We start from the raw sequence: 25,674 nt of genomic DNA, 5'->3' as shown, positions 1-25,674 counted from the left end.
TTTTTTTTGGGGTTGGCTGTTCGCTCTCCCTCCCACCCCCGCCACCCCCTCTTGCCCCCCCGCTTTTTGTTTGTGGTGCTCTTTCCCCCCCCCCCCCCCCCCCCCCCCCCCCCCCCCCCCCCCCCCCCGCGCACCCGGCGCCATGCGGGGGTTCACCCTGCGTACCGTTCGGCCGGGTCTCTTCCCTGGTCCGAGCGCCGGCACTAGCGTGACGCGCTATGCACATGATTCGACGGATCACGGCGGTCGTCGCAGCGGCGACCCTCACCCTCACCGTCACCGGGGTTCCGGCCAGTGCCGGCAAGAGCCGGGTCGGCGCCCCCGGGGCCGGGGACGGCTACTTCCCGCTCGCCGGCAACGGCGGATACGACGTACGACACTATGGACTCGAAATCCGGTACCAGCCCGCGACCCGGGCCTTCGTCGGAGTGGCGACCATCAGCGCACGGGCCACCGACCGGCTCAGCCGGTTCAACCTCGACCTGCGCGGGTTCGACGTCCGCTCGGTCACCGTCGACGGGCGGTCGGCGCGGTTCGACCGGGACGGCCAGGAGCTGCGGATCTCGCCCCGGCGCGAGCTCTCCTCCGGCGACCGCTTCACCGTCGTGGTCCGCTACGACGGTACGACCGGACAACCGACCGACAACGAGGGCGCGCTCTACGGCTGGGTCTCCACCCCGGACGGCTCCTTCGTCGCCAACGAGCCCGAGGGGGCGTCGACCTGGTACCCGGTCAACGACCACCCCACCGACAAGGCCAGCTACGACTTCCGGATCACCGTCCCGGAGGGCAAGACGGCGGTGGCCAACGGTGAGCTGGTCGACCGGCGGACCAAGGGCGGCTGGACCACCTTCACCTGGCGGGCGACCGACCAGATGGCCAGCTACCTCTCCACCGCCTCGGTCGGCGACTACGACCTGCGGCGCAGCACCGGCCCACGGGGACTGCCGATCATCGACGCGGTCGACCGGGACCTGCCGGCCGACGCCGCCGCCAACCTGGCCCGTACGCCGGAGATGATCTCGTACTTCAGCGGGCTGTTCGGGCCGTACCCGTTCACCTCGTTCGGGGCGATCATCGACGACGACGAGGACGCCGGCTACGCCCTGGAGACGCAGACCCGGCCGATCTACTCCGGCCCGCCGTCCGAGGGTACGGTCGCCCACGAGCTGGCCCACCAGTGGTTCGGCAACAGCGTGAGCCCGGAGCGCTGGCAGGAGATCTGGCTCAACGAGGGCTTCGCCACGTACGCCGAGTGGCTGTGGACCGAGCACACCGGCGGGACCACCGCGGCGAGCCGGTTCGACACCTACTACGCCCGTCCGGACACCTCCGGCATCTGGAACCCGCCGCCGGGTGACCCGGGCTCGGACAACCTGTTCGCCGGTTCGGTCTACACCAAGGGCGCGATGACCCTCCAGGCGCTGCGGGAGAAGATCGGCGACCGGGCCTTCTTCACCCTGCTCCGCACCTGGTACGCGGCGAACCGCGACAGCACGGTCGGCACCCCCGACTTCGTCCGGCTCGCCGAGCGGATCTCCGGCCAGCGGCTGGGCGCGTTCTTCCAGACCTGGGTCTACACGCCGGGCAAGCCCACCACCTGGTGACACCGCGCGAGCGGGCCTCCCGCCGTCGCCGAGCCGCGACGGGAGGCCCGCTCGTGGCCCACTTAACCGGTTGCGTTCATCGATCCATGCCCCTACTCTGATCCGTGCGCCGCAGGAAGCCGGGTGGCAGCTGCCGGGCAGCAGTTGCCGAACCCTCACGTCCCCTCCCCGTTCCGGGGCTCTTCCTGAGGTAGGCCATGAAAACACGTGTCTCCGTCGCCGTCACGGTGCTGCTCACCCTCGTTGTCTCCGTACTCATTTTCATCCAGCCGGCGCACGCCGCCGCCGGCTTCACGGTGAGCGGGGGGCAGCTGATCGACGCCAACGGCAACCCGTTCGTGATGCGCGGGGTGAGCCACGCGCACACCTGGTACGCCAACCAAACCGGTTCATTCGCCAGCATCAAGGCGCTCGGCGCGAACACCGTCCGGGTGGTGCTGAGCAGTGGTGCCCGCTGGACGCAGAACACCGCCGCCGACGTGTCCAACGTGATCTCCATCTGCAAGCAGAACCGGCTGATCTGTGTACTGGAGGTGCACGACACCACCGGGTACGGCGAGGAGGGCGCGGCGATCACCCTCGACCAGGCGGTCAGCTACTGGATCAACATTCAGAGCGCGCTCGCCGGCCAGGAGCGCTACGTGATCCTCAACATCGGCAACGAACCGTTCGGCAACAACGCCACCGTCAGCGCCACCTGGCCGACGGCCACCCGCAACGCGATCACCCGGCTGCGCAACGCCGGCTTCGACCACACGATCATGGTGGACGCCCCGCACTGGGGCCAGGACTGGCAGTTCATCATGCGCGACAACGCGCAGTCGGTGTTCGACAGCGACCCGGACCGCAACACGGTGTTCAGCGTCCACATGTACGGCGTCTTCGACACCGCCGCCGAGATCACCGACTATCTCGGCCGGTTCCGCAGCGCCAACCTGCCGATCGTGGTCGGCGAGTTCGGCCACAACCACTCCGACGGCAACCCGGACGAGGACACGATCATGTCCTACACGCAGGCCAACGGGATCGGCTACATCGGCTGGTCGTGGAGCGGCAACGGCGGCGGGGTCGAGTACCTGGACATGGTGACGAACTTCGACGCCGCCAGCCTGACCTCCTGGGGCCAGCGGATCTTCAACGGGGCGAACGGCATCCGGCAGACCTCCCGTGAGGCGAGCGTCTACGGCGGCAACCCGACCACGCCGCCGACCACCCGGCCGCCGACCACTCCGCCGACCACCCGGCCACCCACCACCCCGCCGACCTCCCCGCCGGTGAGCACGCCGCCCGCCGGTACGCGCACCTGCACCGCGACGTACGCGGTCACCGGCCAGTGGCAGGGCGGTTTCCAGGGCGACGTACGCGTCACCGCCGGTACGGCGCCGATCAGCGGTTGGACGGTGAACTGGACCTTCGGCAACGGGCAGACCGTCAGCCAGTCCTGGAATGCCACGGTCACCAGCAGCGGGTCGGCGGTCACCGCCCGGAACGTGGCCTACAACGGCAGCCTGGGCGCCGGTGCCGGCACGAGCTTCGGCTTCGTCGGTACGTGGAACGGCACCAACGGCGTACCGACCCTGCGCTGCACGGCGAGTTGATCCACCGGAGGTAACTCCGTCGAGGTCGACCCGCTCGGCTCCCATGGCATCGGGGCCGACCGGCTCGACCGACTTCGCTCACCGATGGCCGGATCCTTTCTCGGGATCCGGCCACCGGCCTTTCCCGTATGGGCCTCCCGAGGTGCTTCCGGCGGGCCCGGACGCGTTCCCCGACACCGGTATCCGGCGCTTTCGATCCCGGTTGCCCGGACCGGTTCCGCGTAATCTCCGATCCCGGTTGCCCGAGCCGGTTCCGCGCAATCTCCGGCGCCGGTCGCGGGGATGCCTTCCGGGTAATCTCCGGACCCGGTCGCGGGGCCGCGATCCGGGCGGTCTCCGGGCCCGACCGGATTCGCCGATAATTGACTTGCGCATTGTCGCCTTTATTGCATCGGCACCGGGGCGGGCGGAATGGATCCGCGCCCCGGACCCGGCCGCGTCCCATTCGCCCGCAGGCCGGTCGAGCGCGCGAAGCTGGTGGTCACACCCGTACGGCGGGTCCGTCCGGGAGTCGTGCTCCGCGTGGTGCGGGGCGGTTCGGTGGCGGGTGAACGTGAACGATCACCCGGCCACGAATTCCGGACGGCAGAGCGACTTCTACCGTACCGATGGGGTTTAACGCCTTGTCGCGGATCTGACACGGTATACCCCGATAAAGCCGCCGCAGCTCCCTTCCCTCTCTGTAATCGTGACTCTACAGTGAGCGATATCAGCAGGTGGGAGTGGTAGCCCGCCGCGAGGGGGTGCCGAGTCGAGTTTGTCTGGGCAGTCTGCCCCGGCAACCGGTTGACGACCGGCTCCCGGCTTGGCCCGCAGGTGAACGCCGGTGGACCGAGGCCGCTATCAGTTTCGAATATCCGGCCGAGCCGAGGGTTTGGGCCGAATATCGCCGTGCTCATTCGAGCCCGGATACGTGAGGGAAAGGGAGTTCCCGAATGAATACAGGAAAAGGGCTGGGTCGAACCTGGCTGCGCGGGATGACGGTGGTCGTGACCATCATGGCGACCGGCCTGACCGTCGCGACCGCCCCGGCGGGCGCGGCCCGGTCCACGGTCCGACCCGACACGCCGGTCGCGAGCGACGGCTCGCGCCTGTCGGTGCCGAACCGGGCCGCCGTGGGCGGCACGTCGAGCTACGTCGGCACGGGCACGACGGCGGGTACGAACGTGATCGCACCCACCGGCTCCTCGACCACCGCGCTCGGTACGGAGTCCATTTTCGGTCCGGACAACCGGATCCAGATCAACCCGACCACGTCGTTCCCGGCCCGCGCCGTCGTCATGATCACGCGGAGCGGCGGGGCGCACTGCACCGGCTGGATGTACGGCCCGGACATCGTGGCCACCGCCGGGCACTGCGTACACACCGGCGGCAGCGGTGGTTCGTGGTACACCGGCCAGCTCACCGTCTGGCCGGGGCGCAACGGTTCCCTGGCGCCGTACGGGTCGTGCACGGTCCGGCAGCTCTACTCGGTGACCGGCTGGACGGTCAGCGGCGACGAGGCGTACGACTACGGCGCGATCAAGCTGAACTGCACCATCGGCTACACCACCGGCTGGTTCGGTTACTGGTGGCAGGCGGCGAGCCTCGCCGGTGCCAGCACCCTGATCAACGGTTACCCCGGTGAGAAGCCGTTCGGCCAGCAGTGGCGGGGCGACTCGGTGGCCCGGACGGTCGCGGTGAGCCAGGCGAACCAGATCTTCTACAGCAACGACACCACCGGCGGCATGAGCGGCAGCCCGATCTACCAGAACCGGGCCGCGGGCAGCCCATGGTGCACCGGTTACTGCTCGATGGGGATCCACGCGTACGGCTTCCCGCACATCGGGTACCCGCACAACACGTACAACCACGGAACCCGCATCACCGAGGCGAGGTTCAACAACCTGCAGGCCTGGAAGGCTGCCTGACCGATCAAACGGGTGGGCCGGGGGACTTTCCTCCGGCCCACCCGGCTGCCGCTCACCGACTGTGATCGGGACGGAACCGCAGGCGTCGCTCGCGCGTCATATGGTCCAGATCATCTTAAGGAGCTACCAATGCGGTCAACTCGTACTCGCGTCCTCGTCTCGGCGCTCTTCGCGGTCGCCGTACTCTCGGCCTGCGCCCAGCCCGCCGGCGGCCCCGGCTCGGCCGGCGGGCCGGGCGGCGACTCGCCGATCTCCGCGTCCGACCCGGCGGCCGACTCCGGCCAGGCCACCAACCGGGGTACGGTCACCGGCCGGGTCCTCGCCACCGACGGCGCACCCGTGTCCGGCGTGGCGGTCCACCCGAAATCCCTCGACGACCCGGCCAGGGCGATCCCGGAACTGCTCGTCACCACCGACGAAGCCGGAACCTTCCGGTGGACCCTGGCCCCCGGCCGGTACGAGTTCCAGGCCCAGCCACCGGCCGGCTCCACCATCACCGGCCGGGCCGCACCGCAGACCGTCACGGTGACCGTCGGCCAGACCGCCACCGTCGACTTCGTCCTCGGCTGACCACGCCGACCGGCCGGATTCGATGACGGACTTTCAGGTTACGGAACGCACAGGTGACGATCCGGCTGCTCTCAGCTACCTCACAGGGAGCCCCACTACGGTGTGATACGTCGTACGTCGATCCACGGTGGATGGTGTCAGAGCCCATGGTCTTCAAGAAGTTGTTAGGCGCCCTCGGTGTCGGCGGTCCGAGCGTGGACACGGTGCTGTCCAACCCGAACACCCGACCCGGCCTGGTGCTCGACGGCCAGGTCAACCTCCGCGGTGGGGACGCCGCGGCCAACATCGAACACATCAGCCTGGCCCTGGTCACCCGGGTCGAGATGGAGTCCGGCGACAACGAGTACGCCGGCACGATGGAGTTCCACCGGCTGCCGGTGACCGGCGCGCTCCAGCTCGCCGCCGGCCAGCAGCTCAGCATCCCGTTCCAGCTCCCGGTGCCGTGGGAAACCCCGATCACCGACGTCTACGGTCAGCGCCTGCACGGCATGACCATGGGACTCCGCACCGAGCTGGCGATCGCCCGCGCGGTGGACAAGGGCGACCTCGACCAGGTGTCGGTGCACCCGTTGCCGGTGCACGAGCGGATCCTCGGGGCGTTCAACCAGCTCGGCTTCCGGTTCAAGGGCGCCGACCTGGAACGCGGTCACATCCGCGGGGTGCAGCAGACGCTCCCGTTCTACCAGGAGATCGAGTTCTTCGCCGCCCCGCAGTACTCGCACGTCGTACGCGAGGTCGAGCTCACCTTCGTCACCAACCAGTACAGCGTCGACGTGATCATCGAGTGTGACAAGCGCGGCGGCCTGTTCAGCGGTGGGCACGACAGCTTCGGCCGTTACTCCGTACCGCACGCCGGTGCCGAGGCGGTCGACTGGACCCGTCAGGTCGACGGCTGGCTGAACGAGACCATCTCCGGTTACGGCAGCCGGGCCAAGCAGGGTTCGCACGGCTACCACGGTGGGCACGGCGGGATCGGTGGCGCTGTCGCCGGTGCCGCGCTCGGCTTCGGCGGCGGCATGATCGCCGGTGAGATGCTGGACGACGCGTTCGGCGGCGACGACGGCGGCGACTTCGGGGAGTGACCCGAAGTTCGTTCACGAAACGTGAAGGTGCCGCGGTCGCCAGGGAGAACCTGACGACCGCGGCACCGTGATGCTCAGGGGTTACCCGGTTCCGGTGATGCCGGACGCCGTACTGTTAACGGTCGTCACCGCGCCACCGTGACTTGCTACCGGCCTTCGCGAGACCACGACTGAGCATGTAACCGATGCTCAGCAGGGCGATGAAGAACCAGGCCCGGTCCGCGCGGAACACATCGAGGCCCGAGTTGTCGTTCCCGATGATGACCGAGGCGGCGATCACGCCACCGACGGCAGCCAGGAAGACGTAGAACTCGGTGGTCAGGAACGCGGGCTTGGTCTCGCTACCCGGGTTTCCACCACCGCGCCTACCCATCATCCGCTGGTCGGGCATCTGCTGGTTCGACATGTCCATGTCGTAACCCTGCATATTCCGTTGATCCGACATGGGTCGGTTCATGGTGGGCTGGTCCGACATCGGCCGCTGTGACGACCTGGACGGAGTCTGCGTACTCATCTTTTCCTCCTCAGGATTCGATGAGGCTTACTGGTTGCTCCCTCGGCCACGGTCCAGTCGGCCCGAGGTGAGGGCGGCACCACCTGGCTACCCGACCCATCCACCGGCAAACGACCGGGCGCCGATCGGGTCGCCCCCGCTCGGGGCCGGGCCGGCAACCGTTTAGTCGGCTGCCGCACGGGCAGGCAGCGGGTCCGGATGGTTCCCATTGAGGTGGTGTGACGTGCGCGGAGACGACGAGAAACGACAGTCGGCCCGGCGGGCCGAGGATCGGGTCGGTCGGGGCGAGTACGGACCAGCCGCGACGGACGAGGTGACCCTGCCGGGCGACGAACGGCGGGAAGCCCAGACACGGGACGTCGACGACCCGGCGGACGCGAATACCGATACCGGCGTCTGGCGCGATGGCGGACCGACCCGGACACCACGGGGCATGGTGACCACCACGGGAGGCACCGCCGGCCCGGCGAGTGTTCGCCGGACCGGCCCGCCACGGGGCAGGGGCAAGGTGGCGCCGACCACCACCGGCGACGCCACCACCGGTGGGATGGGTACGCCGGCCGGTGGCTCCACCAGCGACCAGTCCAGTGACGCCAGCCAGGTCGGCAACTTCACCGACCGGTGACGCGACCGCCCGAGCCGGATGGGATCAGCCCAGCCGGGTCGGATCAGCCCAGCGGCGCCCCGGTGGTGCGCAGTACGCCGAGCCGCTGGGTGGCCCGGGTGAGCGCGACGTAGAGGTCGCTGTACCCGCGCGGTGACTCGGCCACGATCCGGTCCGGCTCCACCACCAGCACTGAGTCGAACTCCAGCCCCTTGGCCTGCGGCACGGTCAGCACCACCACCCGGCTCTCCAACTCGGGGTGCTCGCCGATGGCCGCCTCGGGGACCGCGTCGGTGACGACCCGGCCGAGTTCGGCGACGAGGCTCTCGGGCACGATCACGCCGAGCCGACCGTCGTCGACCGCACCGGCCTCGGCGAGCGTGCACTCGACCAGGCGCGTGGCCAGGTCGTCCGGTTCCACCCGCACGTCCCACGGCGGTACGCCGGTGCTGCGTACCGCCCGGGGCGGCTCCATCGTCGGGTCGATCTCGGCCAGCACCCGGCCGGCGACCGCCATGATCTCGGCCGGCGTGCGGTAGCTGACGCTCAGTTCCCGGATCCGCCACCGGTCCGCCACGTACGGCCCCAGCACCTGCCGCCACGACGCGGCGCCGCCGAGCGCGCCCGTCTGGGCCACGTCCCCGACCACCGTCATCGACCGGCTGGGGCAGCGGCGCATCAGCAGTCGCCAGGCCATCGGGGAGAGTTCCTGTGCCTCGTCGACGATGATGTGCCCGAAGGCCCACTTCCGGTCGGCGGCGGCCCGTTGGGCGGTGGTGAGCCGGTCGCCGGTCTCCTGCCGTTCGGCCAACTCGTCCGCGCCGAGCAGGTCGGTGACGGTGAGGATCTCGCCGCCCTCCGCCTCGTCCTCCGTGTCGATCGAGCGGGAGCCGAGCGCGATCTCCAGCGCGCCCTCGGCGTACTCGATCAGTAGCCGGCGCTCCCGGTCGGCGAGCGCCCGCGCGGACCGGTCGTCCTCGCCGAGCAGTTCGGCGCACTCGTCGAGCAGCGGTACGTCGGCCGGGGTGAAGCCGCCGTCCCGGTCCCGGTGCAGCAGCTCCAGTTCGGCCTCGGTCAATCCGTGACCGACCAGTGCCGCCCCGGCGGCGGTGATCCGTTCGGCGGAGCCGAGCAGGTCGGACAGGAGTTGCTGCGGGGTGAGCACCGGCCAGAGCTCGGCCAGCGCGTCCTGCACCCCGGACTCCTCGCGCAACTCGCGCCGGATCTCGGCGAGGTCGGCCTCTTCGAGCAGGTTCTCCCCGCCGAGCGGGTCGGCGCCGATGCGCTCGGCGACCTGTCGGGCCAGCGCGTGGATGATCTCGATGTCGAAGAGCGGCTGGGCCAGGTTGTGCGGGCGGCCGGACCGGCGGGCGCGTTCCCGGGCGGCGAGCACCGTCTGCCGGTCCAGCCGCAGGGTGTCCCGTTCGACCAGCACGTCCATCCCGTCCTCGGGCACCTGCTGGCGGTCGCGGATGGCGGCGGCGAGCAACTCGGTCATCACCGGCCGCCCCTTGATCTCGGCCACCGCCGCCGGTTCGGTCCGGGTCGCGGTGACGCCGGGGAAGAGTTCGCCGACCGTACGCAACAGCACGCCGGTCTCGGCCAGTGTCGGCAGCACCTGCGAGATGTAGCGCAGGAAGGTGGCGTTGGGGCCGACCACCAGCACGCCCCGGGTGGAGAGCTGCTGCCGGTGGGTGTAGAGCAGGTACGCCGCCCGGTGCAGCGCCACCGCGGTCTTGCCGGTGCCCGGTCCACCCTGTACGACCAGCACTCCGGGCAGGTCGGCGCGGATCACCCGGTCCTGTTCGGCCTGGATGGTCTGCACGATGTCGCCCATCCTGCCGGTCCGGCTGGCGTTGACGGCGGCCAGCAGGGCGGCTTCACCGGTCAGCCCCTCGTGCTCGGTTTTGCGGGCCGCGGCGAGGTCGAGCACCTCGTCGTTGATCCCGGTCACCTTCCGGAACCGGGTACGGATGTGCCGGCGGCGCCGGACCCCGTCCGGTGAGGCGGCGGTGGCGAGGTAGAACGAACGCGCGACCGGAGCCCGCCAGTCGATCAGCAGTGGCTCGTACTCGCCGTCCTCGTCGAAGATGCCGATCCGGCCTATGTAGCGCGGCGGGCCCTCGTCGACGTCGAGTCGCCCGAAACAGAGACCATCTTCCACGGCGCCGTACTGCTCGACCTGCTCGGCGTACATGGCGATCGTGCTGTCCCGTTGGGAGCGGGCCTGCTGCGTGCCGCCGACGCTGCGCAACTGCCCGGCCAGGCGCTGTGCGGCGCGGTCGCGCAGCCGGTCGAGGCGGCCGTAGAGCAGGGAGACGTAATCCTGCTCGTGGCCGATCTCGTCGGCGTGCTGGTCATCCGAGGTGTCGGAGTACCTTGACAAACCTTCTCCCCATTAGCTAAGATGTTGTGAGAACGGCATTACTGTGCCGTTCTTTTTTGTGTTCAAATGACGAACATAGCGCGACCACGGCTGCTCCGACCATGGTCCTATCGGTCGGTGCCGTGGGTCCGGCCGATCGTCGAAACCATTATCGGCCCGATCGGCGTTCCCCTCCCGATCCGGCCCACCGCCGTGCCGCCCGTTCGCCCCCGAACGAGTTCCGCCGGTCGGCATCGCCCGTGGGGGCGACACCGACCGGCGGATCGGGTCCGACCGCGTCAGAACGCGGCTGCGGTCAGCACAACTGCGGTCAGCGCGGCGCGCCGGCCGTCTCGTACAGACGTTGCGGGGTGACCGCACCGGCCAGCACCCGGCCGTCGTCCAGCAGCAGGACGTTGACCAGCTTGGTGGTGAACAGGCGCCCGCTGCCCCAGTCGCCGCTCACCTTGGGGAACGCGTCGAGCAGGTTGCCCAGCACATCCGGCGAACCGAGCGGGCCGCCCGCCTGGGCGCCGCCCTCGGCCGCCGGAAGCTTCCCGGCCGCGACGTCGGCCGGCACCCGCCCGACCACGACCGTGGTCCAGCCGGTGCCGACGGTTGTCGGCCCGTCCGCCGCCGCGCCCTTGTCGTGCGGCTGGCGCGTGCCCCGGTCACCGGTGCTCTCGGTCACCTTCGTGCCCGGCGGCGGGTTGAAGGTGAACTGGCTGTCGCCGGGCCGGTTGAAGTCGACCTGGGTGAAGGCCAGTTCGAAGGCGGCTTCCTCGCTGCCGGTGGCGAACAGCTCGAACCGCAGCGGCAGGTGTTCCTTGGCGTCGATGGCGATCCGGACCTGGCCGACCAGGGAGGCCGCGTCCCGGGGCCGCAACACCAACTCGTACGCGTCCCGCCCGGCAATGGTCGCCGACCGGCCCACCGTCACCTCGGTGCTCGGGTCGATCGCCGCCAACGCCAGGTCGGCCGCCTCCTGCGGGGTCGACGGCAGCCCGGCCGTGCCGGACTCACCGGTCAGGCCGGACGTGCCGGTCGGGCCGGACTCGCCGTCGGTCAGCGAGGCGGGCAGACGGTGATGGGTGGCCTCGTTGCCCTGACTGCGCCAGGTCCACACGTCGGCACCGTTGCGGATGACGTCGCTCTCCCCGAGGGTGCCGAGCAACGCCACCCTGGCCTTGTCCGGGCCGGCGTACCAGACCCGCAGGGTGTGCGTACCCGAGACGAGCGCGGTCAGGTCGGAGCTGCCGGACCCCCCGATGCCCGGCAGGACGGGCAGACCCAGGTCGGCCCGCTGCACCACCGTGCCGGAGAAGCCCTCGACCTGGGCGGTTTGCAGGTCGACCAGAAGTTGGGCGGCGGTACGCGGCGGTAGCGCCGGCTCGGCGTTCGCGCTGAGCGTGCCGATCGCGGCGCCGCCACCGACGACCACCGCCGCCGCCGCGACCGGCACCAGCCAGCGCAGGGCCGGACGGTTCGTGAAAACTGACATGTAGCACCTCCTGCCTCTCATGTTGCCCTGCCGGTGCTGTGGTCCGGCTGAGAAGTGGTGTGGCCCGGCTCGCTGGCGGTGGCACCCTTGGCGGGTGCGGTTGCTGGTGGTGGAGGACGAGGCGCGGCTCGCCGCGGCGCTCCAGCGTGGCCTGCAGGCCGAGGGGTTCGCGGTCGACGTGGCCGGTGACGGCCTGACCGGGCTCGACCTCGCCCGGCACGGCGGCTACGACGCGATGATCCTCGACGTGATGCTGCCGGGTCTGTCCGGTTACCGGGTGGTGCGCCAACTGCGGGCCGAGGAACAGTGGTTGCCGGTGCTCATGCTCTCGGCCAAGGACGGCGAGTACGACCAGGCCGACGGGCTGGACTGCGGTGCCGACGACTACCTGACCAAACCCTTCTCGTACGTCGTGCTGCTGGCCCGGCTCCGGGCGTTGCTGCGTCGGGGCGCACCCCAGCGACCGGCGGTGTTGACCCTCGGGGACCTCAGCCTCGACCCGGCCCGACGGCGGGTGACCCGGGGCGACGCCGAGATCGACCTGACCGCCCGGGAGTACGGCGTGCTGGAGTACCTGCTGCGCCGGGCCGGTCAGGTGGTCTCCAAGACCGAGTTGCTGGACCACGTCTGGGACGCCAGCCTGGAGACCGCGCCGAACGCGGTCGAGGTCTACGTCGGCTACCTGCGCCGCAAGATCGGCCGGGACCGCCTCCAGACCGTGCGGGGCGCCGGTTACCGGTTGACCGCATGAGCCCGCGCACCGGGCCGCGTCGCCGGTCGGCCCTCTCCGACTCCTCGTCGAACGACGGCCGGGTCCGGGCCGGCCGATCTGCCGGCCGCAGGGGCTTCTCCCTGACGTTGAGCCTGCGTACCCGGCTGATGGTGATCGGGGTCGCGGGCCTGGCCGCCGGGCTGTTCGTGGGTGGGGCGCTGCTGGTCGGCGCGCTCGGCTGGACGCTGCAACGCACCGTCGACACCGAGGCGTTCAAGACCGCCGACGCGGTCGCCATGCTGGCCGCCGAGAATGCCCTGCCGGACCCGCTTCCGGTCGCCGGCGCCGAGGTACGGGTGCAGGTGATCGACCAGCGGTCACGGATTCTGGCCGCCAGCATCGACGCCGATCGCCTGGTGCCGATGCTCAACCCGGAGCAGCTCGCCCGCACCCACGGTCGGTCCGGGGTCTACATTCCGGGCCGGCAGATCGGCCTGACCGGCCCGGTACGCGTGGTCGCGGTGCCGGCGGGACCGGCGCACGACCCGCAGACCGTACTGGTGGCGAAGTCGATGACCGACGTCGCGCACAGCGTGAAGATGGTACGGACCATCCTCATGGTCGGGTTCCCGCTGTTGCTGGTCCTGCTCGCGGTGGTCGCCTGGCGGGTGATCGGGGCGACCCTGCGTCCGGTGGAGGCGTTGCGGGCCGGGGCCGAGGAGATCACCGGTGGCGCCCGGCCGGGACAGTTGCCGGTTCCGGCGTCCCGCGACGAGATCCACCGGTTGGCGGTCACCCTCAACGGAATGCTCGACCGGCTGGAGTCGGCCCGGGTACGCCAGCGGGCCTTCGTCGCCGACGCCGCCCACGAACTGCGCAGCCCGCTGGCGAACATGCGTACGCAGTTGGAGGTGGCGCAGCACCTCGGTGGCCGTACGGACTGGCCGGCGGTCGCCGACGACCTGCTCGCCGACACCAAGCGGCTGAGCCGGCTCGTCGACGACCTGCTGCTGCTCGCCCGTGCGGACGACGCAACGCCCCGGCCACGTCGGTCGAGTGGCCCGGTCGACCTCGTGGCACTGGTCGGCGGTGTGGTGCAGCGGTACCCGGCGCCGCCGGTGCGCTTCGAACCGCCGGACGGGCCGGTGTGGGTGCAGGGGGAGCCGGACGCGCTGGACCGGGTGCTGGCGAACCTGCTCGACAACGCCGTACGGCACGCGGTGGGCGAGGTGGTGGTGGCCGTGCTGCCGCAGCGGCGGGACGGTGCGGACGGGCACCTGGTGAGCGTCACCGACGACGGTCCGGGCATTCCGGTGGCGGACCGGGACCGGGTGTTCGACCGGTTCACCCGGCTGGACGACGCGCGTACCCGCGACGACGGCGGCGCCGGCCTGGGCCTGGCCATCGTCCGTGAACTGGTACGCCGCCAGGGCGGCACGATCCACCTGGCCGACGCGCACGCCGACTCGATCCGGTTGGCGGACGTGCATGCCGACTCGGTCCGGTTGGCGGACGTGCCCGCGGACTCGATCCGACTGGCCGACGCGCACGCCGGCACGGTCCGGTTGGCCGACGTGCATGCCGGCAGCGGTGGTCCGGGGCCCGGCCCCGGTCCCGGCCTGCGGGTCGAGGTGCGGCTGCCGGCGGTGGCCGGGCCGCCCGACTGACCGCCGTCGTGCGCTGCCGGGCCACGGCCGGTCATCCGGCTCACCGCCGTCGTTCTGCCCGGCCCGGCGGTGGCGCTGCTCAGCTGGCGCCGGATCGGTTGGTGCAGACCGGTTTGGTCCGCCCGACCAGGTCCACCGAGTAGACGACGGCCACGGTGAAGCAGTAGTCGGTGTTCCGGTTCAGGGAGTAGACGATGAAGCTGGTCGCGCCGGGTGCCAGCTCGTAGATGGCCCGCGGGTCCTGGCCGGTCCGTCCGGCCGACACCACCACCGGTCCCTCGGCGCCGGCCGGGTAGATCCAGCTCAGGTTCACGCTGTCCCGGCTGTCCCGGATCGCCAGGGCGGTGGGTGGCGCACCGGGGGAGACCTGCGGTCCGGCGACCGGTGCGGTGGGTGCGGTGGCCCCGGATGTGGCGCTCGCGGCCGGGCCGCTCGGCGTCGGCTCGGCGGGGCCGGTCGGGTCCGGGTCCGAGTCGCTGGTCAGCGCGAACCCGGCGACCACGGCGACCGTGCCGAGCAGCACCACCACCAGGCCGGCGAGGATGACCGGCAGGCTTCGGCGCAGTGGCCGGCGCGGTGGCTGGTAGATCCGGACCGGGACCTTCGCCTGCGGCCGGCGTTCCGGCAGATAACCGCTTCCGCTGCCCGCACCGGCTTCGCGGGCCGGGTCCCGGCCGCCGGCCTCGCCCGTCACACCGGGGGGTAGCGGGGACGAACCGCCACCGGCCGGGCCGTTGTTCCAGCCGCCATCGGTCGGCGGGTGGTCCCAGCCGCCGCCGGCCGGTGCGTGCGCCCGGTCGGTTCCGGTGGGCTCGCGGGCCCAGGAGTCGTCGTCCGGGTCGCCCGGATGGCCGGTCCGCCAACCGGCCCGCCCGGTCGAGGTCCAGCCGGCCCGCTGGTCGTCGAGGCCGTCGTGAACGTCTTCGGCATCGTCGGCCTCGGCCCGGTCCGGCGGCCACCACTGGTTGTCCCGGTCCGGCAGGCGATCGTCCGACGGCGGGTAGACGGCGTCGGCCGGGGACGCGCCGGGGCCGAACGGACCGTGGTCGACCGGTAGCCGGGGCGGCGGCACGCGGGGTGGGGGCATCCGGGGCGGGGGAGGAAGCGGCGGCGGCTCGGTCGGCGCGGCCCGGCTGCCAGCTGGAATCGGGTACGCGTCGGCCGCGGCGGCGTACGTGTCGGCGGCGGCCGGGTAGGTGGCGCCGCTCTCCGCCGGGAGGGGATACGCGTCCACCGAGGAGCTGTCGCCCGGTCCCGGATAGCCGGTGGCGGTGTCGGCCGGGCCCGGGTAGGCGGTGGCGGTGTCGGCCGGGCCCGGGTAGGCGGTGACGGGGGAGGTGCCGGTCGGGCCCGGATAGGTGTCCGCCGGGCTCGGATAGGCGCTGGTGGAGGGCGGGTGGGCGTCGGTCGCTCCGGTGGTGCGGGTGCCCTCCGAGGCGGCGGGATCGGGTGACTGGCCGTCGTGGCAGCTGTGGTCGGGATTCGCCGCCGCTCGGGCGAGGGCCGCCACCTGGGTGGCGAGCGGATGGTCGGCGGGCAGGTGCTCGCGGCACAGTTCCCGGGCCAGGGCGAGATGCTCGTGTGCTTCGGCGAAGTGCCCGCAGTCGCGCTGCATCGAGCCGAGCCGGGCGAGCATCCTGATCCCGCTGAGGTGGCCGTCGCCGTACACCTCGCGGTGCAGTTCCCAGGCGTCTTCGAGCCGGTTGCGGGCGAGCTGGCACTCGCCCTGGGCGTACTCCACCGTGGCCAGGTCGGCATGTGCGGCGAGCACCCGCAGGGACTCCGGGCCGTCGGTCGCGGTCAGCTCGATGATCACGTCGCGGTAGAGCCGGGCCGCCCGTTCATGGCTGCCGACCCGGTGCAGGACGGCGGCGAGGGTGGCCGCGCTGGCGACCGTACGCTGGTCGGCCGGGCCGTAGAGCCGGTCGGCGGCGGCGTACGCGAACGCGGCCCAGCCGCGCGCGGAGTGCGGTTCGCCGAGGGCGACCAGCACCCTTGCCTGCAGCCCGGCTGCCTCGGCCAGTTCCGGCGAGGCGTGCGCGGGGCTGGGATCGGCGCTGTTGAGGGCGGCACCGAGCAGTTCCTGCGCGCCGGCCAGATCGCCGGCGGCCACGAGCTGTTGCGCCTGAGGGGTGAGATCGCCGAAGCCGGGAGACACGTCCCATCGTGCTGGTCCAGCGACGTTCAGTACAAGGGGCCGTTGGGGGGCAGTTTGGTCATGATGCCGGACGTTTCGGGTCGAGATGGTCGACCAATGCCTCGCTGATCCGCCGCAGTTGGTCGATCTGTGCTGGGCTGAGCGGATCGAACAGGTGCCGGCGTACGCCCTCGACGTGGCCGGGCGCGGCGGCGGCCAGTACGGCGAACCCCTCGTCGGTGAGTACGGCGTTCTGCCCGCGCCGGTCGGTGGGGCAGTCCTCGCGCCGTACCCAGCCGAACTGCTCCAGCCGTCCGACGGCGTGCGAGAGCCGGCTGCGCGATGCCCCGGCCAGGTCGGCGAGTTCGCTCATCCGCAGTTGGCGTCCGGGTGCCTCGGAGAGGTGCGCCAGGATGACGTAGTAGGCGTGCGGCATGCCGGCATCGTGTTGCAGTTCCCGGTCGAGGGCCTCCATCAGTGCCTTGGTCGCGGCGAGGAAGGCCCGCCAGGTGCGCTGTTCGTCGGGATCTAGCCACCGGGTCATGACGCAGAGCATAGCCGTGTTGGTTGAACGCTCAACTATCTCGCGTTACCGTGGTCGCATGGCTATCCACCGGCTCAACCACGCCGTCCTCTTCGTCAGCGACCTCGCCCGCAGCGTCGCCTTCTACCGTGACGTGCTCGGCTTCCGGCCGGTCGCGATGACCCCGGACAACTTCGCCGGCGCCACCTTCCTCCAGGCGCCGGGCTCCACCAACGACCACGACCTCGGCCTGTTCGAGCTGGGTGCGGGTGCCGGACCCTCCGCCGCAGGCCGGAGCACAGTCGGGCTGTACCACCTCGCCTGGGAGGTCGACACGCTGGACGAACTGGAGGCCACCGCGGTCCGGCTGGGCGCGGCCGGCGCGCTCAGCGGCAGCTCCGACCACGGCACCACCAAGAGCCTCTACGCCCGCGACCCCGACGGGCTGGAGTTCGAGGTGGTCTGGCTGGTTCCGGCCGACCGGCTCGACGACGCGGCGCTCGCCGCGCGCAAGCGGATCGGCCGGCTCGACCTCGACCGCGAGAAGCAGCGGTACGGCGGCCAGACGCGCGGCGGCGTCGGCATCTCCGTACCGGCCTGAGCGGCGGTACGGGGCGCTTCGGCCGGCACGGATGTGACACCGCACCGGGCGGCACGGTAGAACCGCAGCATGGTTCCCGATCCGATCGCCGCCCTCGTCCGTGAGCTGGTCGTTCGCCAGGTTGCCGAGTGGACGCCGGGTGCCCTGCACCGGGGCCGCCGGGCGACCCTCGTGTACGCCTACGACGGCCTGGACACCGGCACGGTCGGCTCGCTGCTGCGGGTCTTCACCGGTCTCGCCGAGTCGCTGCGGGGACGCCGGCTGGCGGTGGTGGTGCTCGCCGCCCGACCGGGCGATCCGGGGCTCGGCGCCGACCAGACCGGCCTGCCCGCCGAGGTGAGCGTGTACGCCGTACCCGGTGCCCCGGACCGGCTGGCGGTGGTGCTCAAGGCGGCCGGCGCGGCCGGTGCCCCGGTGCTGGCGGTGCTGGACGCGACCGACGGCCCGGCGCCGTCCCCGGCGACGTTCGCGGCACTGGCCGCCGGACGCCCGACCGAGGTCCTGTTGGTGCTCGGTGACCGGGCCCGTGTCGGGTCGGAGCACCGCGTGACGTTGCCGGCAGCCGGGTTCGACCTGGTGACCGAGGTGGAACTGGTCGACGGGCCCGATTCGGCGGGTGAGCCGGAACACGGGACGCGGCTGGTGGTCTTCGGCACCTCGTCCGGCAAGCGGTTGGAGGCGTTCAAGGACGGGATCTGGGCGGCGGGCAGTGGCGGTGGCGTACGCTACCGCGACCCGCATCATCCGGGGCGGCCGGTGGACGTGACGCCGGCTCCGTCCCCGGACCCGCTCGGGTCCCGCCTGCTGGCCCGGCTCACCGCCGGTGGACCCGCCACGGTCACCGAGCTGCGCCTGTTCACCGCCACCCGGACCGTCTACCGGGCGGAGGATGCCAACCGCGCGTTGACCGGGCTGCTCGCCGCCGGTCTGGTCAGCCGTGAACCCTCGTCCGGGCGGCTCGGCGGCGACGTACGGGTCGAGGCGGTCGCACCGGTGCCGGAGCAACCGTCGCCGGCCGGCTGACCGTTCCCCTACCCGGAGCTGGCCGTTCCCTACCCCGGACACGGTGCAGGGCCGGCTGTTCGCCGGCCCCGCATCCGGGTGTTCGTGCTCAGCGCTTGTCCTGCTTCCAGGACAGGGGTCCGGGCAGGTCGACGCGGTGCGCGCGGGCCCTGGAGTTCCACGACCAGCGTCCGATCTTGATGCTCCACGAGGAAAAGCCGTTCTCGGTGAAGTTCAGGATCAGTGGGCCGTACTTCTTGCGCTTGCGGAACATCAGACCCATGGCCGTGGTCCCTTCGTGAATATGTCGGTGTCGGGGGATGGATCGAAGGTTCCCCCGACACCGGTCCGGCAAACCTGTTTCGGTCCTCACCGGACACTCGGGTGCCGGCAGGGTGCCTGCTCACCACGAGGAACGTCGATATATACTCCTATATTACACATGGGAATTGAGGTGTTTTTCTGGGCATCATGTCGCAGGTCGAGCGGGTAGCTGATCAAATGTCCCGAATGGTGGATGGGGGTTGACCGGTTCACCTGGCGGCGGCAGCATGGGGGGAGGCGATGACGGGCCGAGTCCGTCAATCCATTTCCCACGGCCACTTCCCCTGCGGCCACTTTGTCCGGCAGGTCACCGCCAGCCCCCGCTGTCGAGCTGCTTCCAACCCCGTGCCGCGCAGCCACCGCTGGCGACGCTTCCGCTCAGGTCGTCGGCCATCGTTGTCCGCGCGACCACGCTCCCACATCCGCTGTGGAATCCGGCCGCCGCCCCTCTCCGGGTGAGTCGGCCCAGTTGCGCCGAGGAGGACACCATGATCGTCACCGTGTCCGGCGATCCGCGCCCCCAGTCATCCACCCTGGACCTGGCCGAACGGGTCAGTGCCGCGGTCGCCGCCCACCTCGGCCAACCGGCACCGGTCACCGTCGACCTCGCCTGGCTGGCCCCGCACCTGCTCACCCCCGACAGCCCGGAGGTCACCCGGGCCGTGGACCTGGTCCGTCGGGCCAATCTGCTGGTGGTCGCCACACCGACCCGGCAGGGCGGCTACGCGGGCGTACTCAAGCTCCTCGGTGAGGCCCTACCCGCCACCGGCCTGCTCGGGATCGGCGCGGTGCCGGTGGTGACCGCGCCCGAGCCACGAGGCACCCACGAGACACACCGCCAACTCGCGGAGTGGCTCACCGCCCTGGGCGCGTCGGTGGTGGACCCACCGCTGCTGGTCCCGGACACCCTCGTGGCCCGGCCGAGAGCGGTGGCGCTGGCGTACGCGGCCCGGCTCTTCGGCGACCGGCCCGCCCTACCGGCCCGTCGGGCGGTACGACTGTCGGCCTGACCGGCGGCCCGCCCCCGCCCGATCGGGGCGGCCTCGGTGCGACCCGTCCGGGTGCCCGGTCAGCGCGGCTGCCAGGCGTCCGGCCGGGTGGTCAGCTTCCGTACGTGCGCGGGCATCCGACCACTGACCAGTTCGGCCAGGCTCACCTCGTCGACCACGTCGCGGACCGCCGCCCGGACCGCGACCCAGAGCCGGGGCAGGTTCTCGGCGGCGCCGTCGTACCGGGTCTCCTCGGGGCGCAGCCCCCGTACGCCGGCAAGCGGGCCGTCGACGGCGCGCAGGATCGTCCCGACGCTGACCTCGCGCGGTGGGTTGGCCAGCGTGTAGCCGCCCTCCGCGCCCCGTTGCGCCCGGACGATGCCGGCCCGGCGCAGGTCGGCAAGCACCGCCTCGAGAAACTTGCGTGGCATGTCCTGCTGTTGGGCGATGGCCTGGGCCGACATCAGCGACGGGTACGCCGAGGCGAGACTCAGTGCCGCCCGGACCGCGTAGTCGCCGCGCGCTGAGATTTGCACGACACCATCATGCCTGCGGACGCAATCGGGCAGGCACCAGGCTCGCGCTACCGCGACACCGACGTCCGCGGCGGCGACCCGACCAGCGGACCCGGCCCGACCGGACGCTGCCCCGGCACCCGCTGCCGACCCGCCGCCCCGTTACCACCACCGCCCGCCGCCCCGTTGCCGCCCGTCGATTCGCCGTCGCCCGCCGCCCCGTTGCCGCCACCGTCCGCGCTGTCGCCGCCCGGCGAGCTGCCGTTGCCGCCGAGTGCGCCGGTCCCGCCGAACGGGCCGGTGCCGCCGAGCGGCGGCACCGCGTCCGGGCGGGCGTGCGGATCGCCCCGCTTCAGACCGGCTCGGAACGTACCCGGGCTCTGCCCCACCTCGCGCTGGAAGAACCGGCCGAAGTTGGTCGGCTCGGGAAAGCCGAGCCGGCGCCCGACGTCGGCGATCGGCTCGTCGGTCGCCGCCAGCAGCCGCCGGGCCTGTAACGCCACCCGGTCGTCGACCAGTTGCTTGGCACTGCGGCCGGTCGCCGCCAGGCAGGCGCGGGTGAGCGTACGCACCGAACAGCTCAACCGGGCGGCGTAGTCCTCCACCCGCCGGCTGGTCCGGTAGTGCTCCTCGATCTCCCGGCGCAGCCGCCGGTAGGTCTCGGTCGTCTCCGCGTTCGTCGGCGGCCCCGGTACCGGTACGGCGGACGGCGGCGCTGCCGCCGGTACGCTCCCGGACTCCGGACCGGGGGACAGCAGGGCGAGCCGGAGCAGCAGCACGGCGAGCTGGTGGCGGAGCAGGTCGGCGGCGAGCGGCCCGCCGCCGTGGCGCTGGCAGTCGACCACGAGTTGGCTCACCTCGTTGATCACCGCGTCCTGGTCCTCCCCGGCGAGCTGCCACTGGACGGCGCCGAACGGGAGACCGGTGCCGCCGTCGGGGGCGAGCCGGGACAACGCGTCGCCCGTCCAGCAGATCACCACCGCGTCCAGCCCGGTCGGGCCGTCGGCCCGGACCAGCTGCCCCGGCCGGACCAGGATCAGCGTGCCGGGCCGGCACTGGTACGTGCGGAAGTCGACCTCGTACGTCCCGTGCCCGACGGTCACCAGGACCAGCACGTGATGGTCGAGCAGCAGTGGCCGTCTCAGGCCGGGATCGACCGCCAACTCGCGCAGCGTCGTGGTGCCGATGCCCGCCCATCCCGATGCGGGAGCGGACCCGGCCGTGTCGGGGGAAGTCTGACCGAAACGGACCATCCGCCTGACGGTAGCGGCAGCTCAGGCAGAGCGCATCTGCGCGCGCCGAGGCGTGACTGATCGACTCCGTTGCGCTGACCGGATGGGACCGGGACGAACCCGGCCGGCGGCCGTTGTCGTACGGCGGGTCGGGCCAGGCCCGCCACCGGCGGCGGTTACCGACCGGGCGTCGGGTCGTCGATGCCGTACACCCGCAGTTCGTGGACCCGCTCGGCGTCGAAGGTGGCGCCCGCGCGTTCGAGCAGTGTCGGGTCGTCGTCGATCGCGAACGTCGGCAGCACCTCGGTCTCCTCCACCTGGATGTGGTGGGTGACCGCGTCGCCGAACTCCCGCAGCGCCTCCTCGAAGGTGTCGCTCTCCGGGTCGCTGGAGCGCAGCACGTCCAGCCGTTGCTCGGCCGGGCCGAGATCGGGCATGGTGGGGGCCGGTTGTGCGGCCTGACCGGTCGAGCCGTCCTTCCCGGCGAGCACGGGATAGACCTGCTCGGTGGCCCGCCGGTGCGCGGCCAGCCGCGCGGTGACCTCGTCCACCACCGCGACCCGGTCGACGTCGGGGTCCCGCAGTTGGTGGAGCAGTTTCTCCAGGACCCGGTGGTCCTGCTGGATCAGGCTTACCGCGTCGGTCATCGTTCCATCCTCCCGGAGCCCCGAGCAGTCGCTCGTACCGCGCCCGGCTGGGGCGTACCCGCCCTCGTGTGCGGCCAAACGGAGAGGGTCGGTGGGCCATCGACGTCGATCGTTGACCGTGTCGGTCGGTGGTCGGTAACGTGACCGCAGTCCGGGCTGGACGAAGCACACCGGGAGCGGCCTCGGCGATCACGCCTGCCCCGCCCCGCCACCACCGTCCGTCGCGCCCGTACGGGCGCCGGGATCTCCGGGAGTCCGCCCATGCGCCACCGAACCATCCCACCGGTCGCCGTCACCGGTCTGCTCGTCGCCACCCTGGTCACCACCACCGCCGCACTGGTACCCGCCGGGCCGGCACCGGCCGGTCCCGTTCCGGGCACCCCGCCCGTCGGGCCGGCCGCGGTCGGGCCGGCGCTGGAAATCGACCTCACCGCCGACCGGCAGCCGATCAGCCCGCACATCTACGGGATGAACTTCGCCGACGAGGCGCTCGCCGCCGAGCTGGATCTTCCGGTACGCCGCTGGGGCGGCAACGCCACCACCCGCTACCACTACCGTCACGACACCACGAACCGGGCCTCGGACTGGTTCTTCGAGAACATCGCCGAGGCGAACGAGAACCCGGAGGCGCTGCCCGACGGGTCGACCACCGACCGGTTCGTCGAGCAGGACCGGCGGACCGGCGCCGACACCATCCTCACCGTGCCGCTGATCGGCTGGGCGCCGAAGGCCCGCGACGGCTCGTGCGGCTTCTCGGTGGCGAAGTACGGGGCGCAGCAGCGCACCGACGAGTGGCGGCCGGACTGCGGCAACGGGCTGCGACCCGACGGCACCCCGGTCACCGGCAACGATCCGCGCGACACCAGCGTGCCGGTCGGCGCGCAGTACGTACGGGACTGGATCGGGCACCTGACCGACCGGTACGGTACCGCCGCCGAGGGCGGGGTGAAGTTCTACAACCTGGACAACGAGCCGGACATCTGGCATTCCACCCACCGTGACGTGCACCCGCTCGGTGCCGGCTCGGTCGAGCTGCGTGACCGGGCGTACGAGATCGGGGCAGCGGTGAAGGCGGCCGATCCGGGCGCGGCCACCCTCGGTCCGGTCGGCTGGGGCTGGAGTTCGTGGGACTACTCGGGGCTGGACCAGGAGACGTGCGGGCGTACCGGGTGCTGGTCCGACCCGCCGGACCGGGCGGCCCGCGACGGGTTGCCGTTCACCACCTGGTACCTGCGCGAGATGAAGCGGTACGAGGACGAGCACGACCAGCGGGTGCTGGACTACTTCGACATGCACTTCTACCCGCAGGCGTCGGGGGTGGCGTTCGGCAACGGCTCGGACCCGGCCACCAACGCCCTGCGGCTGCGTTCCACCCGCGCGCTCTGGGATCCGTCCTACCTGGATGAGAGCTGGATCAACACCCAGGTGCGGCTGGTGCCCCGGATGCGCGAGCTGGTGGCGGCGAACTATCCGGGTACGAAGACGGCGATCACCGAGTACAACTGGGGTGCGCTGGACCACGTCAACGGTGCCCTGACCCAGGCCGACATCCTCGGCATCTTCGGCCGGGAGGGGCTCGACCTGGCCACCCTCTGGGCGCCGCCGTCGGCCGACCAGCCGGGCGCGTACGCGTTCCGGATGTACCGCAACTACGACGGCGCCGGTGGTCGGTTCGGCGACGTCGCGGTCCGCGCCGGCAGCGCCGACCGCGATGTCCTCTCGGTGTACGGGGCGGAGCGCTCGGCCGACGGCGCGCTGACCGTGATGGTGGTCAACAAGAGCGGGGTCGAACAGCGCAGCAGCGTCTCGCTGCGCGGCCGGCAGGCCCGACAGGCGCAGGTCCACCAGTACGCGGCCAGTGACCCGTCCTCGATCACCCGCCTGCCGGACGAGCCGATCCTGGTCCCGCCGCCGTACGCCGGAGCACCCTCGGGTGTCCTCAACCACACCTTCCCGGCCGACTCGGTGACCCTGTTCGTGATCGAGAAGCCACCGGCGGTCCTGCCCCGGCTGGCCGTACGGCACCAGAACGTCGACTGGGCACCGGCCGACAACCAGCTCAAGCCGGTGCTGCTGCTCGACAACGTGGGTACGGTCCCGGTGGACCTGTCCCGGCTGACGCTGCGCTACTGGTTCACCCGCGACGGCGGTACGGCACCGGTCGACGTCCGGTGCGACTGGGCGCAGGTCGACTGCGCGAAGGTCACCCGGCGGGTGGTTGCGCTGGCGGTGGCCCGTACCGGGGCGGACGGGTATCTGGAGGTGGGCTTCGCGCCGGGGGCCGGGGCGTTGGCCGTCGGCGCCGGTACCGGGCCGGTGAAGCTGCGGCTGAACAAGGCCGACTGGGCGGCGTTCACCGAGTCGAACGACCACAGTTGGCTGCCGGCGGCACCCGGCTACGCGGAGAACCCTCGGGTGACGGTGCATCTCGACGGGGTCCGGGTGGCCGGCACGGAGCCCTGACCCGTCCGGCCGCAGCCCTGACCCGTCCGGCCGCGGCCGGGGCGAGCAGGGGGTGCGATGGCGCCACCGGGGCGCGGCCGGACCCGAGGGACGGGCGGGTCCGGAGGGGTTGCCCCGGTGGCGGCACCGCGACTAAGTTACCGAACAGTATCGGATGAGTTATGGATGTCACAAGAGTGACAAACCGCGATTCCTGGGGAGAGTGCGCATGCCGGGACTGTTCGCGGTCGAGGGGAAGACGGTGCTGGTCACCGGCGGATCGCGGGGGATCGGGCTGATGATCGCCCGGGGCTTCGTCGAGGCCGGTGCCCGGGTGATCGTCTCGTCCCGCCGGGCCGACGTCTGCGACGAGGTGGCGCGGCGACTGTCGGACTTCGGCAGCTGTGAGGCGATTCCGGCCGACCTCTCCAGTGCGGCGGGGGCGTTGCGGCTGGCCGAGGCGGTGTCGGAGCGGGTGCCCGCGCTGGACGTACTGGTGAACAACGCCGGGGCCACCTGGGGAGCGCCGCTGGAGGCGTACCCGGAGAGCGCGTTCGACAAGCTCTGGGCGGTCAACGTCAAGGCGGTGTTCACGCTCACCACCGCGCTGCTGCCGGCGCTGCGGGGTGCGGCGACGGTGGATGACCCGGCCCGTGTGATCAACATCGGCTCGATCGACGGCATCCGGGTGCCCTCGATGGAGGTCTACGCCTACTCGGCGACCAAGGCGGCGGTGCACATGCTGACCCGGAGCCTGGCCCACCAGTTGGCGCCCGAGCACATCACGGTCAACGCGATCGCTCCCGGTCCGTTCGAGAGCAAGATGATGGCTTTCGCGTTGGATGACCCGAATACCCGCGCGGCGATCGAGCACCAGGTGCCACTGGGGCGGATCGGCCGGCCCGACGACATGGCCGGGGCCGCGATCTACCTGGCGTCGCGGGCCGGCGCCTATCTGACCGGGGCGGTCATCCCGGTCGACGGTGGCATCACCACGCACGGTTGAGGTGAAGCGAGGGCGGGGGGGGGGGGGGGGGGGGGGGGGGGGGGGGGGGGGGGGGGGGGGGGGGGGGGGGGGGGGGGGGGGGGGGGGGGGGGGGGGGGGGGATAGGCGGGAAGAGGGTGTTGTTTC

Annotated in this window: 23 protein-coding genes; 13 read left to right on the top strand and 10 right to left on the bottom strand. The window is 71.8% G+C overall.

Annotation, left to right across the window (positions count from 1 at the left end; genetic code table 11):
- Window positions 1–218: 218 nt before the first annotated feature.
- From ACZ6QQ_RS12615 to ACZ6QQ_RS12595, 5 genes are all read left to right on the top strand, one after another.
- A complete protein-coding gene (locus tag ACZ6QQ_RS12615; RefSeq protein WP_465876098.1) occupies window positions 219–1,607 on the top strand; it encodes a M1 family metallopeptidase in 1,389 nt (462 codons plus the stop codon).
- A gap of 197 nt (window positions 1,608–1,804) precedes the next feature.
- Window positions 1,805–3,205 (top strand): cellulase family glycosylhydrolase, encoded by a 1,401-nt coding sequence (locus ACZ6QQ_RS12610; RefSeq protein ID WP_465876097.1) that lies wholly within the window; start codon window positions 1,805–1,807, stop codon window positions 3,203–3,205.
- Between the two features lie 935 nt (window positions 3,206–4,140).
- Window positions 4,141–5,115, top strand: coding sequence for a trypsin-like serine peptidase (locus ACZ6QQ_RS12605; protein ID WP_465876096.1), 975 nt, complete (start codon window positions 4,141–4,143; stop codon window positions 5,113–5,115).
- 129 nt (window positions 5,116–5,244) lie between these two features.
- Window positions 5,245–5,685: a carboxypeptidase-like regulatory domain-containing protein gene (locus tag ACZ6QQ_RS12600; RefSeq protein ID WP_465876095.1), complete on the top strand. Its 441-nt coding sequence runs from the start codon at window positions 5,245–5,247 to the stop codon at window positions 5,683–5,685.
- A gap of 146 nt (window positions 5,686–5,831) precedes the next feature.
- A complete protein-coding gene (locus ACZ6QQ_RS12595) occupies window positions 5,832–6,767 on the top strand; it encodes a sporulation protein (RefSeq protein WP_465876287.1) in 936 nt (311 codons plus the stop codon).
- A gap of 115 nt (window positions 6,768–6,882) precedes the next feature.
- On the opposite strand, the gene ACZ6QQ_RS12590 is transcribed toward ACZ6QQ_RS12595, so the two are convergent.
- On the bottom strand, window positions 6,883–7,179 hold the full coding sequence (locus ACZ6QQ_RS12590) for a hypothetical protein (RefSeq protein ID WP_465876094.1): 297 nt from the start codon (window positions 7,177–7,179) through the stop codon (window positions 6,883–6,885).
- A gap of 325 nt (window positions 7,180–7,504) precedes the next feature.
- Here ACZ6QQ_RS12590 and ACZ6QQ_RS12585 point away from each other — a divergent pair, with 325 nt between their 5' ends.
- Window positions 7,505–7,906 carry a hypothetical protein gene (locus ACZ6QQ_RS12585; protein WP_465876093.1) on the top strand — a complete coding sequence of 134 codons (402 nt, stop codon included), beginning with the start codon at window positions 7,505–7,507 and terminating at the stop codon, window positions 7,904–7,906.
- Between the two features lie 43 nt (window positions 7,907–7,949).
- Here the strand turns inward: ACZ6QQ_RS12585 and ACZ6QQ_RS12580 are convergent, their stop codons facing one another.
- Window positions 7,950–10,271, bottom strand: a complete 2,322-nt coding sequence (locus ACZ6QQ_RS12580; protein ID WP_465876092.1) for a HelD family protein — start codon at window positions 10,269–10,271, stop codon at window positions 7,950–7,952.
- A gap of 310 nt (window positions 10,272–10,581) precedes the next feature.
- Window positions 10,582–11,751, bottom strand: coding sequence for a LolA family protein (locus ACZ6QQ_RS12575; RefSeq protein WP_465876091.1), 1,170 nt, complete (start codon window positions 11,749–11,751; stop codon window positions 10,582–10,584).
- Window positions 11,752–11,845: 94 nt separating this feature from the next.
- Between ACZ6QQ_RS12575 and ACZ6QQ_RS12570 the strand changes: the two genes are divergently transcribed.
- Window positions 11,846–12,502, top strand: coding sequence for a response regulator transcription factor (locus ACZ6QQ_RS12570; protein WP_465876090.1), 657 nt, complete (start codon window positions 11,846–11,848; stop codon window positions 12,500–12,502).
- 128 nt (window positions 12,503–12,630) lie between these two features.
- The gene (locus ACZ6QQ_RS12565) at window positions 12,631–14,130 is read left to right on the top strand and encodes a sensor histidine kinase (protein WP_465876286.1); all 1,500 of its coding nucleotides are present in this window, start codon (window positions 12,631–12,633) and stop codon (window positions 14,128–14,130) included.
- A 79-nt stretch (window positions 14,131–14,209) separates the two neighbouring features.
- Here ACZ6QQ_RS12565 and ACZ6QQ_RS12560 read toward each other — a convergent pair whose 3' ends face one another.
- The gene (locus ACZ6QQ_RS12560; protein WP_465876089.1) at window positions 14,210–16,288 is read right to left on the bottom strand and encodes a fibronectin type III domain-containing protein; all 2,079 of its coding nucleotides are present in this window, start codon (window positions 16,286–16,288) and stop codon (window positions 14,210–14,212) included.
- 58 nt (window positions 16,289–16,346) lie between these two features.
- Window positions 16,347–16,823, bottom strand: coding sequence for a MarR family winged helix-turn-helix transcriptional regulator (locus ACZ6QQ_RS12555; protein ID WP_465876088.1), 477 nt, complete (start codon window positions 16,821–16,823; stop codon window positions 16,347–16,349).
- A 46-nt stretch (window positions 16,824–16,869) separates the two neighbouring features.
- Here ACZ6QQ_RS12555 and ACZ6QQ_RS12550 point away from each other — a divergent pair, with 46 nt between their 5' ends.
- Both ACZ6QQ_RS12550 and ACZ6QQ_RS12545 read left to right on the top strand, forming a co-directional pair.
- On the top strand, window positions 16,870–17,391 hold the full coding sequence (locus ACZ6QQ_RS12550; protein ID WP_465876087.1) for a VOC family protein: 522 nt from the start codon (window positions 16,870–16,872) through the stop codon (window positions 17,389–17,391).
- Between the two features lie 69 nt (window positions 17,392–17,460).
- A complete protein-coding gene (locus ACZ6QQ_RS12545) occupies window positions 17,461–18,414 on the top strand; it encodes a hypothetical protein (protein WP_465876086.1) in 954 nt (317 codons plus the stop codon).
- Window positions 18,415–18,502: 88 nt separating this feature from the next.
- On the opposite strand, the gene ACZ6QQ_RS12540 is transcribed toward ACZ6QQ_RS12545, so the two are convergent.
- On the bottom strand, window positions 18,503–18,676 hold the full coding sequence (locus tag ACZ6QQ_RS12540; RefSeq protein WP_329108835.1) for a DUF4236 domain-containing protein: 174 nt from the start codon (window positions 18,674–18,676) through the stop codon (window positions 18,503–18,505).
- A gap of 348 nt (window positions 18,677–19,024) precedes the next feature.
- Window positions 19,025–19,207: a hypothetical protein gene (locus ACZ6QQ_RS12535; RefSeq protein ID WP_465876085.1), complete on the bottom strand. Its 183-nt coding sequence runs from the start codon at window positions 19,205–19,207 to the stop codon at window positions 19,025–19,027.
- On the opposite strand from ACZ6QQ_RS12535, the gene ACZ6QQ_RS12530 reads away from it, so the two are divergent.
- Entirely contained in the window at window positions 19,206–19,727 is a 522-nt protein-coding gene (locus tag ACZ6QQ_RS12530; RefSeq protein WP_465876084.1) for an NADPH-dependent FMN reductase, read from the top strand. The genes ACZ6QQ_RS12535 and ACZ6QQ_RS12530 overlap by 2 nt on opposite strands.
- Window positions 19,728–19,786: 59 nt before the next feature.
- Here ACZ6QQ_RS12530 and ACZ6QQ_RS12525 read toward each other — a convergent pair whose 3' ends face one another.
- The 3 genes from ACZ6QQ_RS12525 to ACZ6QQ_RS12515 all read right to left on the bottom strand — a co-directional run bounded on the left by ACZ6QQ_RS12525 (window position 19,787) and on the right by ACZ6QQ_RS12515 (window position 22,100).
- Window positions 19,787–20,242: an RrF2 family transcriptional regulator gene (locus ACZ6QQ_RS12525; RefSeq protein WP_329108837.1), complete on the bottom strand. Its 456-nt coding sequence runs from the start codon at window positions 20,240–20,242 to the stop codon at window positions 19,787–19,789.
- Window positions 20,243–20,289: 47 nt separating this feature from the next.
- Window positions 20,290–21,474, bottom strand: a complete 1,185-nt coding sequence (locus ACZ6QQ_RS12520) for a helix-turn-helix transcriptional regulator (RefSeq protein ID WP_465876083.1) — start codon at window positions 21,472–21,474, stop codon at window positions 20,290–20,292.
- Between the two features lie 155 nt (window positions 21,475–21,629).
- Window positions 21,630–22,100, bottom strand: a complete 471-nt coding sequence (locus ACZ6QQ_RS12515) for a hemerythrin domain-containing protein (RefSeq protein ID WP_465876082.1) — start codon at window positions 22,098–22,100, stop codon at window positions 21,630–21,632.
- A gap of 261 nt (window positions 22,101–22,361) precedes the next feature.
- Here ACZ6QQ_RS12515 and ACZ6QQ_RS12510 point away from each other — a divergent pair, with 261 nt between their 5' ends.
- Together ACZ6QQ_RS12510 and ACZ6QQ_RS12505 are read left to right on the top strand one after the other, a co-directional pair.
- Complete coding sequence (locus ACZ6QQ_RS12510) at window positions 22,362–24,563, top strand: glycoside hydrolase family 44 protein (RefSeq protein ID WP_465876081.1); 2,202 nt, start codon at window positions 22,362–22,364, stop codon at window positions 24,561–24,563.
- A gap of 208 nt (window positions 24,564–24,771) precedes the next feature.
- A complete protein-coding gene (locus tag ACZ6QQ_RS12505; protein WP_465876080.1) occupies window positions 24,772–25,548 on the top strand; it encodes a glucose 1-dehydrogenase in 777 nt (258 codons plus the stop codon).
- Window positions 25,549–25,674 lie beyond the last annotated feature (126 nt).

This window comes from Micromonospora sp. NPDC049529, assembly GCF_055586685.1.
Note: the sequence above shows the minus strand (reverse complement) of the source record. Positions and strands in the feature narration are given on the sequence as shown.